Raw genomic sequence first — 19,686 nt, forward strand, 5'->3', positions numbered from 1 at the left:
GCACGATTTACCTGTCCGGCCGGATGGGTGAGGTGACCGCTTTGCCGTAGATGAGGTGCGTTTGGGCGTGCCAGACTTCGGGATGCGCGGCGAGGTGGTCGATCAATACTCGCTGTAGATGCGCACTGTCGCGGACCGCGACGTGGAGGAAGAAGTCCTCGGGCCCCGAGACGTTGAAGAGCGCAAGGGTTTCCGGCAACGCGAGCGCGTCGGCTGTGAAGCGGTCGACGAGGTCGCGTCGGTGCGGTCGCAATTGCACGGCGATGATCGCCTGCATCGAGCGGCCCACCGCGGCCGGGTCGACAACCGCATGGATACCGCTGATCGTTCCGTTGGCACGCAGGCGTCGTACGCGCTCGTGGCACGAGGACGTCGCCAGGCCGACACGATCGGCTAGAACCTTGTTGGTGATCGACGCGTCGTTCTGCAATTCGGCCAAAATCTTCCAGTCCACCGGATCCAGAGGCTCATTCTTCGTCATCTGCCGAACTATATCCGGAGTCGTTTTGAAGTTCCCGGATCCAGTTGCACACTCCTGGCATGAACATGTGTCTCGAATCAGCTCGGGTGTGAGGTATTTCGGATGAGTGTCGGTCAATGGCTTGCTTTCGGCTCCCTGCTATCCATCGTCCTGTTCACGCCGGGACCGGATTTTGTCCTGATCCTGCGTCATTCTCTGGCAGATCGACGGACCGGTGCGGTGGTGGCGGCCGGCGTGATTTCGGGGCTCTTCGTTCACACGGCGGCCGCGTCACTGGGCCTTTCCGCACTCGTCGCGACGCGTCCGCAGTTGCTCTCCGCGCTCACTTACGCCGGGGCGGCATATCTGACCTGGCTCGGCATCTCCGCGATCCGAAGTGCATTCAAGGCGCGAGCCTCGGACGAGGGACTTCCGGCAGCGAAAGAACCGATCGCGGTCACCACGGCGTTTCGTTACGGCTTCCTCTCGAACTTGCTGAACCCGAAGGCGTTGTTGTTCTTTCTCGGGCTACTCCCACAATTCATCGAGCCCGGTGAAGGAGCAGGGCTGCGCACACTGATGTTGGCAGGAGCGACGGTGGTCGCCGCGGCGTTGTGGTGGGCGATCGTGGTGGTGATGGCGGCCGGAGCCGGCAAGAAGCTGCGTCGTCCTGGCGTCGGCAAGCGCATCGATGTCGTGACTGGAGTGTTGTTGGTGGGTCTCGGTGCCTTCTTCGGGGTTGCGTGAGAGGTCGTGTCAGGATGGGCTCATGACACTTCCCGTGCTGATCGACGTCCAAGAACTGTCCGCTCTCATCGAGGCCGGAGCTGCGCCGCGATTGCTCGATGTCCGGTGGGCGCTGGGTGATTCGGACGGCGAGCAGCATTTTCGCGACGGACACATTCCCGGTGCGGTATTCGTGAACCTCGACGACGAACTGGCTTCGACGCCGTCGACGGACAAGGGAAGGCACCCGCTGCCTGGACTCGAAGACCTGCAGGAGGCCGCGCGGCGTTGGGGAATCGACGACGGTGATTCGGTGGTGCTCTACGACGCCACCGGCAATACCGCCGCTGCCCGCGGTTGGTGGCTGCTGCGGTGGGCCGGACTCTCGGACGTACGACTCCTCGACGGCGGGTTGCAGGCCTGGGAGTCCGCGGGACTGCCGTTGGCGGCCGGTATCGGCGAGTCCGTCAGCCCGGGCAATGTGACTTTCACCGGAGGCAACATGCCGACCGTCGACATCGACGGCGTCGGCAACTGGACGAGCGAGGGCGGTGTCCTGCTCGACGCCCGAGCCGGGGAGCGGTACCGCGGCGAGGTCGAGCCGATGGATCCCGTCGCGGGTCACATTCCCGGTGCGGTCAGCGCACCGACCGCAGAGAACATCACCGGCGACGGTCGATTCCTGGATGCGGCCGCGTTGCGTGAACGGTTCGCGGGCCTGGGCGTCGGGGACAAGGTGGCGGTGTACTGCGGGTCCGGAGTGACTGCAGCGCACGAGATTGCCGCACTCGCGATCGCCGGGTACGACGCGACCCTGTTTCCGGGCTCGTGGTCGCAGTGGTCGAACGACGGCACTCGCGCTGTCGAAACCGGAGCCTGAGTCAGCCCTTGGCGCGATCGATGAATGACGGCACGAGAAACCACAGTGCTGTGAACATGATAGCGGCGCACGCAGCCAAGATCTTTGCGGCAACTCCGCCGACGGCGACCTCGGCAATCAGCAGGACCGTGCCGGTCATGGAGGCGGCGAGAAAAGCTATGCCGCACAGCGCGAATCGGTTGGCGATGGGCAAGATGTTCTCGCGGTGCCCACGGCGGAAGAGCATACGATGCCACACCGCGGGCGCCATCAGGAACCCGAAGGAGACGGCCACAAGTATCACCGTCACCAAGTGGATGCCGCGGATATACGTCGAGGCCTCCTCGTAGCGTTCGGTGAATGCCACGGCCAGCAAGAAGGCGAACAGGATCTGAACACCCGAGAGTGCAACGCGCAGTTCTTGCAACAACTCGTTGAAATTCCGCGCCAGCTGTTGAGGTGGAGTCTCCCCGGTCTCGTTCACGATGACGTGGTTCCTACGTCCGTGAGTATTCCGACGCTTGCTGGATCTGCTCCGCGCTCGGACGAACGCCGGTGTAGAGCACGAACTGCTCGGCTGCCTGAAGAGCGATGACCGACGCTCCCGTGATCGCCGTCTTCCCGAGTTCGGTCGCCAACGCGATCAGAGGAGTGTTCGCGGGCATCGCGACGACGTCGAAGACTACTTCCGCTGCGCGAACTGCTTCTTCGGGGAACGACAGTGCATCGGCTTCAGCACCGCCGGACATTCCGATCGGGGTCGCATTGATCAGCACACCGGGACGAAGCGGACCGAGTTCGGCCTGCCAGTCGAAGCCGTACTGCTCGGCGAGCGCCGACCCTACTTCCTGGTTGCGGGCGATTACGGTGACGTCGGTGAATCCGGTGTCGCGTACCGCGGCGACGACTGCTTTTGCCATGCCGCCGCTGCCGGCGACAGCGACGGACAGGCTCGTGTCGACGTCGTTGTCACGCAGCAGATCGGCCACCGCCTGATAGTCGGTGTTGTAGGCGTGCAGCACTCCGGACTCGTTGACGATCGTGTTCACGGAGTCGATGGCGCTGGCCGAATCGTGCATGACGTCGATGTGCTCGATGACCTGTTCCTTGAACGGCATCGACACCCCGCAGCCTCGAATCCCGAGTGCTCGGATGCCGCCGATCGCGGCTGGCACGTCTTCGGTGGTGAAGGCTTTGTAGACGAAGTTCAGGCCCAATTCCTCGTAGAGGTAATTGTGAAACCTCGTGCCGATGTTGCTCGGTCGCCCGGAGAGCGACATGCACAGGAGCGTGTCCTTGTTGAGGTCGACGGTCATTGTCCCCACTCTAATCGCGAGTTCGGCGTAGTTCTTGATAGACGAGTGCACCCATCCGGATGTCCCGCAGCGCCGAATGTCGGGTATCCGATCGAAGCACCACTCGCACCGACAGAGCCGAGACGACATGGTCACACAGAACATCGACGAGCACCCGAGCACCGAATCTCGTCCACCGCGTCGTAGATGGGCTGCTCACGCGATCTCCGGGGTCTTGGCCGCGGCTGTCGTCCTGGGCGTCGGTGAACTGGTGGCGCTGCCGATCAACCCGGACGCGTCGCCCTTCTACGCAGTCGGTGCAACCACCGTCGACCGAACCCCGGCGTGGGCTCGCGAGTTCGCGATCGACACCTTCGGCACCAATGACAAGCCGGCGCTGTTCATCGGAATGTCGATATTGATCGTTCTGCTCGGTGCGGTGGCCGGGCTGTTGGAACGGCGACGCCGCCCGATCGGCAGTGTCATCCTCGTTCTTCTGGGCGCGGTTGGTGTGTATGCGGCGATGCAGCGCCCGACTGCCGATGCGATGTACGTGTTCCCGACGCTGGTCGGTGTGGTGGCGGGCGTCGCAACACTGCGTTTGCTGATCACACAGCTGGAGGTGCCGCTCGCGCCGGGCGTCGCCGACTCGTGGTTGCCTCGTCGTCAGTTCCTTCTGCTGGCAGGTGCGGCGTTGGCAGTGGCTGCGGCAGCGGGTGCCGCCGGGAAGTTCGTGGGGCAGAGAATCGCTGGAGCAGTCGCGAATCGTGAAGATTTCGTCGTGCCCACCGCCGCTGACCCGGCGCCGCCGATTCCGGCGGGTGCGGACATCGGGATTGAGGGTGCGTCGACGTACATCACGCCCAACGACGACTTCTATCGCATCGACACCGCTCTCCTCGTTCCGCAATTGACGACGGACTCATGGGAACTGCGGATTCACGGCATGGTCGACCGCGAGATGACGTTGTCGTTCGACGACCTGGTGGCGCGAACGCCCATCGAGCGGGTCATCACGCTGACGTGTGTTTCCAACGAGGTGGGTGGTGTCCTGGCTGGGAACGCGAAGTGGATCGGTTATCCCATGAAGGACCTGCTCGACGAAGTCGGTGTCCATCCCGACGCGGACATGCTTCTCTCGACCAGCGTCGACGGCTTCACGGTCGGCACTCCCGTCGAGATAGTCACCGATGGTCGTGACGCGATTCTCGCCGTGGCGATGAACGGTGAGCCGTTGCCGTTCGAGCACGGTTACCCCGTTCGGCAGGTGGTTCCCGGCCTGTACGGTTTCGTCTCCGCCACCAAATGGGTGACGGAGTGGGAACTCACGCGTTTCGACAAGGTCGAGGCCTATTGGACCCAGCGCGGTTGGGGTGCGCAGGCACCGATCAAGACGTCGTCGCGTATCGAGGTACCGGCAGCTCTGGCGCCGATCGAGCCGGGCCAGGTGCTGGTGGCGGGAACTGCCTGGGCCCAGCATCGTGGAATCGAGAAGGTCGAGGTTCGCGTGGACAACGGCGAATGGCAACCGGCGACACTGGCGCAGGAGTACTCGATCGACACCTGGCGGCAATGGTCGTGGATGTGGGATGCAGGCTCAGGTTTGCACACCGTGCAGGTCAGGGCGACGGATTTGGACGGGAACGTTCAGGTGGAAGAGCGCACTCCGCCGATTCCCGGTGGCGCCACGGGATGGCATACGAGGTCGTTCACGGTGAAGTGACAGGTAGATCCGAATGGGATTCGGTATACAGGCGGACGACGCACTGGGCCATCCATCCGGCGATCAGCGTTCTCAGGCCGAAGTCGAAGGTGTCGTCGGTTCGCAGTGGGGTCGTGGCCTCACGGGTGATCTCGCTCGGGTTCGAGGATTGAGTCCACGCGACATCCGGCGTCGACAGCTTGACGACTGATCCGAGGACCAAACTGTCCAGCGTGGAAATTGCGTGACGAGTGTCGATCGGATCGAACCCGCCATCCGAAAATGCTTGGACCAGTGCGGTATCGATATCGAAAGTCACCTCGGTGCGGACGCTTCGCGTCATGAGCAGCGGGATGAGACGCCAATGCTCGACCGCAGCTCGGCGATAGGCCCACCCCCACGCGCTGACCCGCTCGCTCCATCCTGCGGGTGGTTGCGGGACCGAGATCGACGACATCACGCGGATGCGCATGAGTTCGACGATCTCGGATCGACCCGAAACGTGTGTGTAGAGCGAAGACGGAGTCACGTTCAATTGCTTGGCGATTCCGGGCATGGTGAAGTCACCGGTCGCGTCGACAGCATCCAGGGCCGCGTCGGTGATGTTGCCCGTGGACAGTATCGGCTGGGTGGGGCGCGGCATCGATTCTCCTGGTGAGGGATTCGTCGGCAATCTCGGACTCGATCGATTGATGACAACTCCTTGATTTCAGGAGCCGACATGCATCATACTAACCGAACCCTATTCGGTATGTCGGCGGATTCTTCCGGCGATCGGTACACGTCGGAGGAACATTCAATATGTCTGTCGTATGGCTGACCGGTGCAACGATCATCGACGGTACGGGAGCCGAACCGATCGAGAACTGTGCTGTTGCTGTGGAAAGCGGACGCATCAGTGCGATCGGTGGCACGCCGCCCGAGGGGGTAGAGGTGTTGGACTGCACCGGGTTGACGATCACGCCCGGACTGATCGACGCACACGTTCATCTCGGTGGATCGAGTGATCTCGCCCCGAGCCTGCGGCGTCAGATATCGGTAGCCGAACTGGCCGCAGACATGTTCGCGACCTGCGCGTCTACTCTCGACGGGGGATTCACCACGGTTCGTGACTGCGGCGGAATCGACGGTGGACTCGCCGGAGTTGTCGCCTCGGGCAAGATTCCGGGGCCGCGGATCATTCAGTGTGGCCCGATCCAATGCCAGACCGGCGGACACGGACACCTGGCGGCCGAGTGGGAGCCGACTTCGGACTGGTCCGATCACGACATCCCCGGATTGCGTTGTATGTCTCTGCTTTCCGACGGCCCGCACGAAATGCGAAAGAACGTTCGTGAGACGTTCCGCAGAGGTGCCGACTTCCTCAAACTGTGCGTCACCGGGGGAGTGGTATCCACTCATGACAAGCTCACCGACACGCAGTTCACGGTCGACGAGATCGGAGTTGCCGTCGAGGAAGCCAATGCGCGCGGTACGTATGTCACGGTGCACGCTCACAACAACGAGGGAATCCGGAACGCGGTTACCGCCGGCGCGAAATGCGTCGAGCACGGTTCCGACATCGACGACGAGACGGCCAAGTTGATGGCCGAGCACGACGTCGCTTTGGTGCCGACCTTGGCTGTGGTGCAGGCGCTCTCGGACAGCGCGGCGTCAGCGGGTCTACCCGAATCGATTTCGGCGCGCATCGGCCAGATGATGCAGGGGCAGATCGACGGACTCCTCGCCGCTCGAAATGCCGGCGTCAGAGTGGGATTGGGATCGGACCTTATCGGTACCGATCAAACAGGTCGGGGGATGGAGCTTGTCCTGCGCGCCAAGGTCGAAACCCCGATGGACGCATTGGTTTCCGCTACCCGGATCAACGCCGACATTCTCGGCATCGCCGACGAGGTCGGCACCATCGAAGTCGGCAAGTTCGCCGACCTCGTTGCCTTCCGCGGCAATCCGTTGACGGATCCGTCCATCTTCGCTGATCGTGAGCGCATCGCACTCGTCGTTCAGAGCGGTCGAGTGGTGAAGGACGGCCGGTAGCTCAACAGCGAGTGGCGAGTTCTGTCAACGCCGAGTGATCCGCCCGGCTGACCGGTAAGCCATAGGAAATCGCGACGGTCAAGTACTTGCCTGCGTAGAAACATCGGTACGCAGGATTGGGCGGCAACCAGTCGCTGGGCGTGCTGTCGCCTTTCGACTGGTTGTCGGGGCCGTTGACGGCCAACAGGTTCAGTGACGTGTCGTTCGCGAACCTCATCCGAAGCTCGGGCGTCCAGGAGTTCGCGCCGAAGTCCCAGGCCGCGGCGAGTGGGAAGACGTGGTCGATCTGGACGGACTTGGCCCGGCTTCGTTCGAATTCGACGCGGTCACCGGAGTACGGGTCGGTCATCACGCCGGACAATACGAGGCAGTCACGTGTTCCCGGTTTGAACACCACGTCCGATAGATCGTGGGCCAGAACGTTGTTGCGGGTATCGCACCCGTCGTGGCCACCTGGTGCGTCCTGGTCGTCGGACCACGCGGGGCCGAAGACGCAGGCCTCGCCGTTACCGCAGCCGCGCTCGTATCCACCCGGATGTGGTCGGTTGTCGACGACCGCGGTCCGGGACAGGAGCTCCTCCAGTTCCGATCGAGTCGGGCTGCCCGGGGCAGAATCGAGACGCGCGTTCCCGAACCATCCGCAGGAGGCAACGAGACATACGAGCACGAGCGTTGCAAGGATCGCAGTCAACCGTGCAACCACCTGTGCCCCCGCCCGTCGTAGACGGTGATTGAACCATCGGCGTCCGACAGAGATCAGCCGAACTCGATTACCACCTTGCCGGCAGCATGGCCGTCTTCGACTGCAGCGAGCGCTTCCCCGGCGCGGGAGAACGGGTAGCGGCCGGACACGGAAGGGTCGAGGGTCCCGTCGCTCACGAGCGCCGCGACCTCCGTGAATACTGCTGTGGTCCTTCGGCGTTCGACACCACCGCCGCCGAGTCGGCTCGCCGCCAGGGGATCGGCGATGCTCAGGATGGGCGCACCCGGTCGGGTGAGCGCAGCACCGCGAGCGAGAGTGTCCCCGCCGACAAGGTCGAAAACCGCGTCCACTCCGCCTGAGGACAGCGCGGACACTTCGTCTGCGAATCCGTCTCCCGACTCGACCCAGCGTGCTCCCGCGTCCTCGATCGCGGTTCTCTTGGATTCGCTCGCGACACCGATCACGTTGACACCCTGTGCCAATGCAAGCACGATGGTGCTGCGGCCGACGCCGCCACCCGCGCCGAGGAGCAGGAGTGTTGCCCCGGGCTTCAGTCCGAGGCCGTGGAGCGCGTCGTAGGCCGTCCCCGCCGCAACCGTCAACACCGCGGCATCCGCCCACGACACGGCAGGCGGCTTGTGTGCTGTCGACGAGACGTTGAGCATGGTCGACTCGGCGTAGCCGCCGAAGCCGGTCGCGGTAGCGCCGAACACTTCGTCGCCGACCTCGAACTCGGTGACCCGCGGACCCACTCCGATGACAACACCGGACACTTCGCGGCCCAGAACCGCAGGCAGCGTCACTGGCACGGTGTCTTTCCGCGTACCAGCGCGAACCTTCCAATCGGCTGGATTGACGCCCGCAGCTCGGACCGACACCAGCAGTTGTCCAGCACCGGGCGGTGGGAGGGTGACGTCGAAGTAGGACTGTGTGTCGGGGCCGCCGTACTCGGTGAAGCCGTATGCCGTCGTCATGCCTGCCAGCCTATTGCCCCGGCATGCCGGAAGGGCGGTCTGGAAGGGTGGTGACGAACAGCGGTGTCGGTGGCACCTGATTGGATGGTCGGATGCTGCATGGACTCTGGTCACCGGGATCGGGGCTCAAACTGTGGGTCGACGGGCACGACGGTGCCGGGACCGACGATCCCCGTGATCCGGTCAGTGCTGTCCTGCACCGCAAGTTCCGTCATCGTGTCAACGTCCCCATGCCGCCTGTGCCTGGCGGGCCTTTGCAGAGTGAGTACGCAGCCGTTGCGTTGGCACCACCGGACGCGGTCGATCTCCTGCTGCGGTTCAAGGCTGATGACCAGCGAATCGCGGGCGACCTGCATTTTCTCGTGCACGTGGCGCGAGGAATCGACCGCTGGGTTCGTGCCGGGCGGGTGGTGCCGGCGCTGACGCGGGCCGAAGGAAGTTGGTGGCCACGCTGGCAGTTGTCGGTGGGGGAACGCCAGCGCGCGTGGATCGGTGAACTGGTCGTGGCCATGCCACCGGTACAGCGGGCCGTCGGCTCGCCGAGGGCGATGATCGAAGACATCACCAACGAACTCACGGACCCGATCGTCCGCCGTGTTCTCGGTGGCTCGGTGCCGGCGGTGCAGACCTCGCTCTGGCAGGCCGTGTTGTCCGGGGACCCTTTCGACGACGTGTCGGTACGAGCGGCCGAGGGACTCGCCGAATGGGGATCCACGTTCACCGCCGGAGAGCCGGACCTGGTTCTGCGGCTGATCGAGCCGGAACTCGACGACAATTCCGATCCGGACGACGATGCGCTGTGGCGTCTGCAGGTGTGCCTGCGTCCCGAAGGCGAAGCGCCCGAGCGTGTTCGACTGCACCGGGCCGACCCTAAACGCATCCAGCTCGGCAGTCGGAAGCTCGAAGAGGCGATCAAGGCGTACCCACGTTTTCGCGACGTGCCGCGCGACGAAGACAGTCTCGATCTGTTGCTGCCCACGCCGGTCGTGATGGACCTGGTCGGACACGGCGCGATTGTCTTGCGAGAGCGGGGAATCACGCTGCTGCTTCCCCGCGCCTGGAACGTGGTGTCTCCTTCGCTGCGTGTGCGGGTGACCTCGGCGTCGTCTCCGATCGTTGCGGAGAATCGCACGGTCGGTATGGATCAATTGCTGGAATACGATTGGGAATTGGCGCTCGGAGACAAGGTGCTCACCGCCGAGGAAATGACCCGACTCGTCGACGCGAAGTCCGATCTGGTCCAGTTGCGCGGCGAGTGGGTGCAGGCAGACAAAGACGTACTGGCCCGCGCGGCTCGTTTTGTCAGTCAGCGGCATTCGAGCGGGGATCGAGCGATTGTCGATTTGATCAAGGACTTGATTGCCGACGACCTCAAAGACCTACCGGTCGAGGAAGTGAAGGCGACCGGATGGGCATCCGCACTACTCGACCAGTCGGTGGCCCCGCGGCAGGTCGCGGTGCCGTCGACGGTCAACGCGACCTTGCGTCCGTATCAACGACGCGGTCTCGACTGGTTGGCCTACATGAGTGCACTCGGTCTCGGCGCGGTTTTGGCCGACGACATGGGGCTGGGGAAGACGCTGCAATTGTTGGCGTTACTTGCCCATGAGAAGTCCAAGACGGCAACACTTTTGGTGTGTCCGATGTCAGTCGTGGGAAACTGGCAGCGTGAAGCGGCGCGATTTGTGCCGAGCCTGCGCGTCTACGTTCATCACGGTTCGGACCGCGCTACCGGGACGGAGCTTGAACACGCTGTTCGTGAGAGTGATCTGGTGATCACCACCTACGCGCTCATGACCCGCGACGTCGCGGCCCTCAAGGAACTCGACTGGCGGCGCGTAGTGCTCGACGAGGCTCAACACATCAAGAACGCCAAGACATCTCAGGCGAGAGCTGCTCGCAGCATCCCCGCGGATCATCGCGTTGCTCTGACCGGAACGCCGGTGGAGAACCGACTGGACGAGTTGCGGTCCATCCTCGATTTTGCCAATCGCGGTGTACTCGGCTCGGAGCAGATGTTCCGCAAACGGTTCGTCGTACCGATCGAGCGGGAAAAGGATCAACTTGCCGTCTCGCGACTGCGCGCCGTCACGTCCCCCTTTGTGCTGCGGCGCGTGAAGACCGATCCCGCCGTGATCGCGGATCTCCCGGAGAAGTTGGAGATGACGGTTCGAGCGAATCTCAGTGAGGAACAGGCCGCGTTGTACCGCGCGGTGGTGGACGAGATGATGGCGCAGATCAAGGGGACGGAAGGTATGAAGCGTAAGGGCGCCGTCCTGTCTGCGCTGACCAAACTCAAACAGGTATGCAATCATCCGGCGCACTTCCTGCGCGACGGATCGCCGGTGATGCGACGTGGGCAACACCGTTCGGGAAAGCTCGGACTGGTCGAGGACATCGTCGAGTCGGTCACCGGCGACGACGAGAAGGTTCTGTTGTTCACACAGTTTCGTGAGTTCGGCGAGTTGGTGGTGCCGTACCTGGCAGACCGGTTCACCACCGAAGTTCCGTTCCTCCACGGCGGAGTGTCGAAAGCCGGGCGCGACGCCATGGTCGAGGCGTTCCAAGGTGAAGACGGCCCGCCCATCATGGTGCTCTCGCTCAAGGCCGGCGGCACGGGCCTGAATCTCACAGCGGCCAACCATGTGGTTCACCTCGACAGATGGTGGAACCCCGCGGTGGAGAACCAGGCGACGGACCGTGTCTTCCGCATCGGTCAGAGAAAGAACGTGCAGGTCCGCAAGATGGTGTGCGTCGGAACCTTGGAAGAGCGAATCGACACGATGATCGCGAGTAAAAGTGAACTCGCCGAACTTGCAGTCGGGACCGGTGAGAACTGGGTGACGGAGATGAGCGTCGAGCAATTGGACGAGTTGTTGCGACTCGGCGACGACGCGGTGGGCGAATGAGTCCGCGCGGTAAGGGTCCCGATTTCAGCGAGTACACCGGGCCTCGGCGGCGGGCACCCGCGCCGGTCAAGCCTCGTCCAGCGTTCGGGAGGACGTTCTGGGGCAAGGCTTTTGTCCGCGTCGTCGAAGAGATCGGCGACAAACCTCGCGTCACGCGTGGGCGTACGTATGCGCGTTCGGGTCAGGTCTTGGCGCTCGACATCGAACCAGGAGTGGTGACGGCCGAGGTTCAGGGCAGCCAACTTCAGCCGTTCGTTTCCACGCTGTCGATCGACACCCTCGATCAATCGGATATCGACGACATCATCACCAAGATCCGCCGAGTGCCGGGAAGCCTTGCCGCACTGGTGTCCGGCACTGTCCCGGACATGCTTGCCGCCCAACTGATACCGGACGGCCCGTCGGCTTTCCGCTTCGACTGCACCTGCCCCGATGACGGGTGGCCGTGCAAACACGCTGCGGCCGTGGCGTTCTTGACCGCCGAGCGGATCGACACCGATCCGCTGAGGTTGCTGAGACTTCGCGGGGTCGACCTTGAGCAGTTGATCGGGGGAGTGGAAGACGAGTCGACCGTTGCGGTGGACGTCGAGAATTGGTTCGGAATCGCGGCTGCCCTGCCGGCGCTACCGAAGGTGCCTTTTCGTGCGGCGATCGACGATCTGGATATCCGGCGGTTGCGCGAGGTGGTTGCGGCACTGGGATTGGACATGGCTCAGCAGAACGTCGCCTTGGATGAAATACGGTCCATCTACCGACGGTTGGACGGTTGAAATCGGACAACTCCGGACTGGTGCTAGTTTCCTGTCGTGAATTCCAGTATCGTTTATTGGACCGGTCCGGTCGGGACCTGCCTGCGATTTCATATCGTTGGCGAATAGACGACTATTCATTTCTCGGAGGGACAGTCGCTGTGATGCCCGTTCATTTGCGCGACAGCGCAATACCCAAACACGAACAGTTGCGCACCATTCTCCTGCGCAAGTGCACCCAAGAACTCCAGCCTGGCGACTTGATGACCAGTGAGCGAAACCTGATGCAGGACTACGGCGTCAGTCGGATCACCGTTCGCGAGGCCATCGGACAACTGGTAAATGACGGACACCTCGTTCGCGTGCGTGGCAAGGGCACCTTCGTTGCGCACCGTGCCGTCCAGTCCAAGCTGCACCTTGCGTCCTTCACCGAGGAAATGCGCGCCCAGGGGCATCACCCCACGACAGTGGTCCTGGTCAGCGAGCAGGGGCCGGTCCCCGAAAGCACTGCTGCCGCACTGAATATGCGACCGGGTTCCGATGGTTACCACGTCAAGCGCTTGCGCCTCGCCGACGGCGAGCCCGTGAGCGTGGACGACGGCTGGTTCAATCCCGAACTGTTGCCGGGTCTACTCGACATGGACTTGACGGGTTCGATCTACCGAGCGACCGCCGACAAGTACGACAAGCCGATCGATCGGGCCGAACAGACGGTCAGTGCAGACGGTGCGAGTACGGAGATCGCGACTCTCCTCGGTACTCGTAAAGGCGCCCCGGTTCTGTACTTCGATCGAGTGTCGTTCAGCGAGATCGCACCGGTCGAGCACACTCGAAGTTGGTACCGATCCGACCGCTACCAGTTACAGATGGAAGTCCAGGGCCAAGCGCGGCCCAAGACACGCGGCGACCAGTAGTCATCGTTCGAAACGAAAGGGCGGGCACACCTTCCGGTGTGCCCGCCCTTTGTGTTACGCCGACCAGTCGAACAGAGTGTCGCCGGTGGCGACGCCTCTACCGACGGAAGGGGATTCGACGGTGTCCGGTTTGGAATCCATCACGACTACCGGGCAGATCGCCGAGTAACCGGTCGTGTCGATGTGCGCTGGATCGAAGCTGACGACGGGATCACCGGCATTGACGGTGTCACCCTCGGCGGCGATGAGGGTGAATCCGTCGCCTTCGAGTTTGACCGTGTCGATGCCGATGTGGACCAGCACGCCCGTGGCCTTCTCGCCGAAGATCACAAATGCGTGAGGGTGAAGTTTCAGGATCTTTCCGCTGATCGGCGCCACGACCGTGAGCGGGCCCTGACCGCGAGCGGGTTCGATCGCGACGCCCGAGCCGACCATCTGCTGAGCGAACACCGGGTCCGGTACGTCGGCAAGTGCGACGACCCGGCCGGGCAGCGGGGCGAGGACGACCGTCACAGGATGTCCTCGATGTCCTCGGCAAGGGTGTCGGCCTCGGGCCCGACGATGACCTGGACAACCGTTCCGGCCTTGAGTACGCCGTGTGCGCCGGCAGCCTTGAGAGCGGACTCGTTCACCTTCGCTCCGTCCTTGACCTCGGTACGCAGGCGGGTGATGCAAGCCTCGATCTCGACGATGTTCTCTGCGCCGCCGAGGCCCTTGATGATTGCTTCCGCTTTCGACATTTGCTGCTCCTGATTGTCGGGTTGGTCGTGATCGTTGAACGGTCGTACAGGTGGGCTGACTAGTTGCTGGTCAAGGCTATCCCGGTTACGTATGTCACATTTGGGTGTTGACAACTCGCCTCCACCAGGTAAAACTACAACTGGTTATGACCGGACAGTACCCGTTGGAAGTCCGGCTCCACAACAGTTTCGACAAAACGGTTTTGCCCTCACTTGCGAGCAAGAACCGTGACCTGCATTTTCACGAAACCTGCACGTGTACGACACCCGAATTTCCAGAACCAGCGGCCGATCGCGACGCGGCCCGGCGAACGAAGAAGGTCCTTGATGACTCTCGAAGACACCCCGAAGAAGGAATCGAAAGTGTTCGCCGGGGTTCAACGCCTCGGCCGAAGCTTGATGCTTCCGATCGCCGTTCTGCCGGCTGCGGGAATCTTGCTCCGCCTCGGCCAGGACGATCTGCTCGGGCGATTCAGTTCGATGCACAGCGCTGCGGCAGTGATCTCTGCGGCAGGACAAGCAGTCTTCACGTGGCTGCCGCTGATCTTCGCGGTCGGTATCGCGATCGGCTGGGCCAAGAAGGCCGACGGCTCGACTGCCTTGGCCGCCGTCGTCGGCTACATGGTGATCGACGGTGTGTTCAAGGCGATGTCGCCGATCGTCCTCGAAGGGAAGACGGACCCGAACGGGGATCAATCCCTGATCAACTACGGTGTGCTCGCCGGCATCGTGATGGGCTTGCTGTCGGCGATCTTGTGGCAGCGATTCTATCGAACAAAACTTCCCGATTATCTCGGATTCTTCAACGGGCGCAGGCTCGTTCCCATTCTGACAGCGATCACCGGTCTTGTCGTCGGTGTCCTGATGGCATTCGTGTACCCCTTGTTCAACTCCGGCCTCAACTGGGTCGGTGAAGCAGTTGCTTCCAATACCGTTGTGGGCGGCGGCATTTACGGCGCAGCGAACCGTCTCCTGATCCCCACCGGCTTGCACCACATCTTGAACTCCGCCGTGTGGTTCCTGATCGGCGACTACCAGGACGCGAGCGGTCAGATCGTTCGCGGTGACCTCAACCGGTTCTTCGCCGGTGACCCCTCCGCCGGTACGTTCATGACCGGCTTCTTCCCGATCATGATGTTCGCCCTCCCCGCTGCGGCCTTCGCAATCTGGCGCAACGCCAAGCCTTCTCAGAAGAAGCTCGTCGGCGGCATCATGCTCTCCACCGGCCTGACCGCCTTCCTCACCGGTATCACCGAGCCGCTCGAATTCTCCTTCATGTTCGTCGCGTGGCCCCTGTACGTCATCCACTCGCTCCTGACCGGAACGTCGATGGCCTTGGTCAATGCGCTGGGGATTCACGACGGATTCACGTTCTCCGCAGGCTTCTTCGACTACGTGTTGAACTTCGGCAAGGCAACCAACGCATGGATGTTGATCCCGATCGGACTCGGCTACGCCGTGATCTACTACTTCCTTTTCAGCTTCGTCATCAAGAAGTGGAATCTGCGCACGCCGGGACGAGAAGAAGAGGTCGAGGTGGCCGCAGGTGAGCCCGACCCCGCGCTGCTCGAGGCCGAACTGGCGCTGGCTGCCGAAGGTGACAGCCGCACCGACGCCCCGCTCGTCGCCGAACTGGAAAACAAGCTCGACAAGGAACTGGAAGGACGCTGAACATGGCGATCGCAACCACGACAATCGGATCCCGCGTCGGACTCCACGCACGACCCGCAGCGCTCTTCGCGCGCGCCGCAGCCGATCTACCGGTAGACGTCACCATTGCGCTCGGCGACGGCGAACCCGTCGATGCCTCCAGCATGTTGTCTGTCATGACTCTCGGTGCCGCATTCGGGGATTCGGTGACCTTGCGTGCCGACGGTGACGGCGCCGATGCTGCGCTCGGTTCGCTCGCAGAGCTTCTCGCATCCGAACTGGACGAAGCCTGATGACGGCGAGTGTGGACAACCGCATCGCGGGTATCGGAGTGAGCGCGGGTTCGGTCTGTGCGCCGTGGTTGCGATTCTCCACGCCTGAGCCGACCTCGGCGTCGGACCCGATCACGGGCAGCCCCGAGGCGGAGCTGATCAGGATCCGTGAGGCACTGGACGCCGTCGCGGAGGAACTGCTCTCGCGTGCAAAGACAGTCGAGGGCGTCTCCGCGGAGATTCTGACGACGTCGGCTGCGATGGCGCGCGATGCGGGCATCGTGAAGGCGGCCAAGGCGAACCTGGAATCCGGGCTGCCGACCGCCCACGCCGTCGCAGTTGCCTTCGACGCATTCTGCGAAAAGCTCACGGCGCTCGGCGGGTACATGGCCGAACGGTCAACCGATCTGCGCGATCTCGGGCAGCGAGCCGTAGCCGTTCTTCGAGGGGAGCCGATGCCCGGAATCCCCACCCCCGGTCACGCGTACATCCTGGTGGCGCGCGACCTCGCGCCGGCGGATACAGCGACGCTTGGCAACAGTGACGTGGTCGGACTGTTGACTTCGGAAGGAGGTCCGACCAGCCATACGGCGATCTTGGCGAAGTCGCTCGGAATCCCGGCCGTCGTCAACTGCTCGGGAACCGATCAGCTGACGGAGGGGAAACTCCTCATCCTCGACGGCACCACCGGGACGGTCACCATCGATCCCTCGGCAGAAATGCGCGAGCGCGCTGTCCTCGAAGCATCGTTCGTGGCAGAGCAGTCGGCTTCGGCACATGGCCCAGGACGCACGCGTGACGGGTTCGCGGTGAGGTTGTCGGCCAACATCGGAACCCTCGAGGACGCTGCGCGGGCCGGGGCGGCCGATTGTGAGGGCGTCGGATTGTTCCGTACGGAATTCTCGTACCTCGGGCGCCACGACGCACCTTCGGTGGAGGAGCAAGCACAGACATACGCGTCGGTGCTCGGGCACTTCGCCGGCGAGAAGGTAGTGGTCCGCACTCTCGATTCGGGTTCGGACAAGCCGTTGCCGTTTCTCGATCTCGGGGTCGAGGAGAACCCGGCCCTTGGTATCCGCGGGCTCCGTGTCGGCACGGTCTATCCCGACACGCTCATCAGTCAGCTCGACGCTCTTGCTGCCGCAGGAAACACGTCTGGCGCCGAGTTGTGGGTCATGGCGCCGATGGTGGCCACGGCCGACGAAGCGAAAGACTTTGCAGAACTTGCGCGTTCGCGGGGGATCGGCAAGGTGGGAGCGATGATCGAGATTCCGGCCGCAGCTTTGCGGGCGAGAGACCTCCTGGAGCATCTCGATTTCGTCAGTATCGGCACCAATGATCTGAGCCAGTACACCTGCGCGGTGGATCGTATGGCCGGGAGCTTGGCGCAATTACTCGATCCGTGGCAACCGGCGGTCCTCGATCTGATCGCGATGGTCGGTCAGGCGGGCGCCGACGCCGGGAAACCGGTCGGTGTGTGCGGTGAATCCGCGTCGGATCCGCTGTTGGCGCCGGTTCTGGTCGGTTTGGGCATCACGAGCCTGTCGATGTCGGTCCCCGCGTTGGGTGCCGTTCGCGCGCAACTGGCCTCTCTCGACCTGGCGGTGTGCAAGGACATGGCCGCGGCGGCACGGGGCGCACGAAACCCGATCGAGGGTAGAGCGGCCGTCGCCCGGATTCGCGAGTCCGTATGAGTACGCCAGGCTCGGGCGCTGTAGACGATCCGATCGTGTTGCGGGGAACGGTGATCGGCGCTCCGATCGGGAAGATTCACGACGGGGTTGTCGTCGTGGACGGCGAGAAGATCAGCTGGGTCGGCTCGGCTGCGGACTACGTGGCGTCCGCACCGGTCGTGGCTATTCCGGATCGGACCGACGCTGTGATCATGCCTGGGCTGATCGATGTACACAGTCACGGCGCAGCGGGTGCCGGTTTCCCGAACACCGACGCCGAGGGAGCGAGTCGCGCGGCGGCGCACCATTGCGAGCACGGCACGACCGGGATGTTGGCCAGCCTTGTTTCCGCGCCGCGCGCAGATCTGGTGCGACAAGCAACGATGCTCGCCGATCTGGTCGAACGCGGAGAACTTCTGGGTATTCACCTCGAGGGGCCGTTCATCAACGGCGTCCGCTGCGGTGCCCAGGATCCGGCGGCGATCATTCCCGGCGATCCGGTTCTGCTCGAAGCCGTGTGTGACGCCGCACGGGGGACCGTACGGTCCATGACTCTGGCGCCCGAGACCGAGAACTTCGAAGAGTTGCTCGCGATCATGCGTCATCGCAACATCGTGCCGAGTTTCGGTCACACAGATGCGGATGCGGCAACGACGTCGGCGCGCATCGGTGCTGCAGTGCACGGGGATTGGGCCGGTCAGATCAGCGCGACCCACCTCTTCAACGGGATGCCGCCGCTGCATCATCGATCACCGGGGCCCGTCGCAGCGTGCCTGGCGGCTGCCGCGAGAGGCGAGATGGTGGTGGAACTGATCGCTGACGGTGTGCATCTTGCACCCGAGACCGTGTCGATGGTCTTCGATGCTGTCGGCCCGGACCAGATCGCCTTGGTCAGTGATTCCATGGCCGCTGCCGGAATGGACGACGGCGACTACCAACTCGGTGCCCTCGACGTCACGGTTCACGGGGGAGTCGCACGGCTCGCGACAATCGACGGCTCGGCCGGCGCGATCGCAGGAGGAACCGCGAGGCTGCTCGACGTACTGCGCAGCACCGTCTTCGACGGCGGAGTTGCGATGGAAGACGCTGTCGCAGCGGCAACTCGGAGCCCAGCGCGGTTGCTGGGGCTTGGCGACCTGATCGGAACGCTGGCCGTGGGCTGCCGAGCCGACATCCTGGTCACCGATCGTCAATTGCGCCTGGGGCGTGTACTACTCGGCGGAAAAGCCGCCGGAAAGGAACAATCATGGAAATCGTAATTCAGCCGACACCCGCGGAGGTCGACTCGACCGTCGCGGACATCGTCGAAGGATATGTCAGAGCCGGGGCGACGACGCTTGGGCTTGCAACGGGGTCGTCGCCGATCGGAACCTATCGTGAATTGGCAGCGCGGCATCGCGACGCCGAACTCGACTTCTCGCTGGCCCGGGCATTCCTGCTCGACGAGTACCTCGGATTGCCGAAACGCCATCCGCAGTCGTACTACTCGGTGATTCGGGCGGAGTTCGTCGATCACGTCAACCTGGATCCGGCGATGGTGTCCAGCCCCAACGGTGAAGCGCCGTGCCCGGAGCAGGAGATCGCCCGGTACGACCAGAGCATCGCGGCGGCCGGGGGAGTGGACGTGCAGTTGCTCGGCATCGGTACCGACGGCCACATCGGCTTCAACGAGCCCGGATCGTCGTTGACCTCGAGAACCCGCGTGAAGACGCTGACCGAGCAGACCCGGATCGACAACGCACGCTTCTTCGACGGCGTGGACGACGTCCCACACCACGTGCTCACCCAAGGGCTCGGAACCATCAGCGATGCACGGCATCTGGTGATGATCGCGACCGGCGAAGGGAAGGCCGATGCGATCGCCGCCGCCGTCGAAGGTCCGTTGTCTGCGTTCTGCCCGGCCTCGGTCATGCAATTGCATCGCCATGTCACCGTCGTCATCGACGAAGCTGCGGCCAGCTCGCTCAAACTTGCCGACTACTACCGGTATGCGCTCGAACACAAGCCGTCGTGGCAGTCCTTCTGA

Annotated in this window: 20 protein-coding genes; 12 read left to right on the forward strand and 8 right to left on the reverse strand. The window is 63.3% G+C overall.

Features of this window, described 5'->3' with window-relative positions:
• Positions 1-7 precede the first annotated feature (7 nt).
• On the reverse strand, positions 8-481 hold the full coding sequence (locus ABWI03_RS23645; RefSeq protein WP_003941284.1) for an Lrp/AsnC family transcriptional regulator: 474 nt from the start codon (positions 479-481) through the stop codon (positions 8-10).
• 102 nt (positions 482-583) lie between these two features.
• Between ABWI03_RS23645 and ABWI03_RS23650 the strand changes: the two genes are divergently transcribed.
• Together ABWI03_RS23650 and ABWI03_RS23655 are read left to right on the forward strand one after the other, a co-directional pair.
• Positions 584-1,207, forward strand: a complete 624-nt coding sequence (locus tag ABWI03_RS23650) for a LysE family translocator (RefSeq protein ID WP_095971546.1) — start codon at positions 584-586, stop codon at positions 1,205-1,207.
• A 22-nt stretch (positions 1,208-1,229) separates the two neighbouring features.
• Complete coding sequence (locus tag ABWI03_RS23655) at positions 1,230-2,066, forward strand: sulfurtransferase (RefSeq protein WP_298773074.1); 837 nt, start codon at positions 1,230-1,232, stop codon at positions 2,064-2,066.
• A gap of 1 nt (position 2,067) precedes the next feature.
• On the opposite strand, the gene ABWI03_RS23660 is transcribed toward ABWI03_RS23655, so the two are convergent.
• Complete coding sequence (locus tag ABWI03_RS23660; protein ID WP_095971548.1) at positions 2,068-2,529, reverse strand: DUF6328 family protein; 462 nt, start codon at positions 2,527-2,529, stop codon at positions 2,068-2,070.
• A 13-nt stretch (positions 2,530-2,542) separates the two neighbouring features.
• Positions 2,543-3,361 carry a shikimate 5-dehydrogenase gene (locus tag ABWI03_RS23665; RefSeq protein WP_298773076.1) on the reverse strand — a complete coding sequence of 273 codons (819 nt, stop codon included), beginning with the start codon at positions 3,359-3,361 and terminating at the stop codon, positions 2,543-2,545.
• 127 nt (positions 3,362-3,488) lie between these two features.
• Between ABWI03_RS23665 and ABWI03_RS23670 the strand changes: the two genes are divergently transcribed.
• Positions 3,489-5,063, forward strand: coding sequence for a molybdopterin-dependent oxidoreductase (locus ABWI03_RS23670; protein ID WP_298773078.1), 1,575 nt, complete (start codon positions 3,489-3,491; stop codon positions 5,061-5,063).
• Here ABWI03_RS23670 and ABWI03_RS23675 read toward each other — a convergent pair.
• Positions 5,050-5,685 (reverse strand): TetR/AcrR family transcriptional regulator C-terminal domain-containing protein, encoded by a 636-nt coding sequence (locus ABWI03_RS23675; protein WP_235169783.1) that lies wholly within the window; start codon positions 5,683-5,685, stop codon positions 5,050-5,052. The two genes, ABWI03_RS23670 and ABWI03_RS23675, sit on opposite strands and share 14 nt — an antisense overlap.
• Before the next feature lie 158 nt (positions 5,686-5,843).
• Here ABWI03_RS23675 and ABWI03_RS23680 point away from each other — a divergent pair, with 158 nt between their 5' ends.
• Positions 5,844-7,076: a metal-dependent hydrolase family protein gene (locus ABWI03_RS23680; RefSeq protein WP_298773080.1), complete on the forward strand. Its 1,233-nt coding sequence runs from the start codon at positions 5,844-5,846 to the stop codon at positions 7,074-7,076.
• A gap of 1 nt (position 7,077) precedes the next feature.
• Here the strand turns inward: ABWI03_RS23680 and ABWI03_RS23685 are convergent, their stop codons facing one another.
• Together ABWI03_RS23685 and ABWI03_RS23690 are read right to left on the reverse strand one after the other, a co-directional pair.
• Positions 7,078-7,779, reverse strand: coding sequence for an HNH endonuclease family protein (locus ABWI03_RS23685; protein ID WP_435054146.1), 702 nt, complete (start codon positions 7,777-7,779; stop codon positions 7,078-7,080).
• A gap of 53 nt (positions 7,780-7,832) precedes the next feature.
• Complete coding sequence (locus ABWI03_RS23690; RefSeq protein WP_298773082.1) at positions 7,833-8,753, reverse strand: NADP-dependent oxidoreductase; 921 nt, start codon at positions 8,751-8,753, stop codon at positions 7,833-7,835.
• Positions 8,754-8,845: 92 nt separating this feature from the next.
• On the opposite strand from ABWI03_RS23690, the gene ABWI03_RS23695 reads away from it, so the two are divergent.
• From ABWI03_RS23695 to ABWI03_RS23705, 3 genes are all read left to right on the forward strand, one after another.
• Positions 8,846-11,662, forward strand: coding sequence for a DEAD/DEAH box helicase (locus ABWI03_RS23695; RefSeq protein ID WP_298773084.1), 2,817 nt, complete (start codon positions 8,846-8,848; stop codon positions 11,660-11,662).
• Entirely contained in the window at positions 11,659-12,432 is a 774-nt protein-coding gene (locus tag ABWI03_RS23700; protein WP_166812955.1) for an SWIM zinc finger family protein, read from the forward strand. The genes ABWI03_RS23695 and ABWI03_RS23700 overlap by 4 nt, the downstream gene beginning before the upstream one ends.
• 143 nt (positions 12,433-12,575) lie before the next feature.
• Positions 12,576-13,325, forward strand: coding sequence for a GntR family transcriptional regulator (locus tag ABWI03_RS23705; RefSeq protein ID WP_095971570.1), 750 nt, complete (start codon positions 12,576-12,578; stop codon positions 13,323-13,325).
• Positions 13,326-13,379: 54 nt separating this feature from the next.
• On the opposite strand, the gene ABWI03_RS23710 is transcribed toward ABWI03_RS23705, so the two are convergent.
• Both ABWI03_RS23710 and ABWI03_RS23715 read right to left on the reverse strand, forming a co-directional pair.
• Positions 13,380-13,838, reverse strand: a complete 459-nt coding sequence (locus ABWI03_RS23710) for a PTS sugar transporter subunit IIA (protein ID WP_298773087.1) — start codon at positions 13,836-13,838, stop codon at positions 13,380-13,382.
• Positions 13,835-14,065: a PTS sugar transporter subunit IIB gene (locus ABWI03_RS23715; protein WP_003941324.1), complete on the reverse strand. Its 231-nt coding sequence runs from the start codon at positions 14,063-14,065 to the stop codon at positions 13,835-13,837. The genes ABWI03_RS23710 and ABWI03_RS23715 overlap by 4 nt, the downstream gene beginning before the upstream one ends.
• A gap of 327 nt (positions 14,066-14,392) precedes the next feature.
• On the opposite strand from ABWI03_RS23715, the gene ABWI03_RS23720 reads away from it, so the two are divergent.
• From ABWI03_RS23720 to nagB, 5 genes are read left to right on the forward strand one after another with little or no spacing between them, the layout of a single operon-like run.
• Positions 14,393-15,736, forward strand: coding sequence for a PTS transporter subunit EIIC (locus tag ABWI03_RS23720; RefSeq protein ID WP_003941307.1), 1,344 nt, complete (start codon positions 14,393-14,395; stop codon positions 15,734-15,736).
• A 2-nt stretch (positions 15,737-15,738) separates the two neighbouring features.
• Entirely contained in the window at positions 15,739-16,008 is a 270-nt protein-coding gene (locus ABWI03_RS23725; RefSeq protein WP_095971572.1) for an HPr family phosphocarrier protein, read from the forward strand.
• Positions 16,008-17,681, forward strand: coding sequence for a phosphoenolpyruvate--protein phosphotransferase (ptsP, locus tag ABWI03_RS23730; protein ID WP_298773090.1), 1,674 nt, complete (start codon positions 16,008-16,010; stop codon positions 17,679-17,681). Before ABWI03_RS23725 ends, ptsP begins: the two co-directional genes overlap by 1 nt.
• The gene (locus tag ABWI03_RS23735) at positions 17,678-18,919 is read left to right on the forward strand and encodes an N-acetylglucosamine-6-phosphate deacetylase (protein WP_298773091.1); all 1,242 of its coding nucleotides are present in this window, start codon (positions 17,678-17,680) and stop codon (positions 18,917-18,919) included. The genes ptsP and ABWI03_RS23735 overlap by 4 nt, the downstream gene beginning before the upstream one ends.
• The gene (nagB, locus tag ABWI03_RS23740; RefSeq protein WP_200314724.1) at positions 18,907-19,686 is read left to right on the forward strand and encodes a glucosamine-6-phosphate deaminase; all 780 of its coding nucleotides are present in this window, start codon (positions 18,907-18,909) and stop codon (positions 19,684-19,686) included. The genes ABWI03_RS23735 and nagB overlap by 13 nt, the downstream gene beginning before the upstream one ends.

Origin of the sequence: Rhodococcus baikonurensis (genome assembly GCF_040489275.1) — a bacterium.
GTDB lineage: Bacteria > Actinomycetota > Actinomycetes > Mycobacteriales > Mycobacteriaceae > Rhodococcus_F > Rhodococcus_F baikonurensis.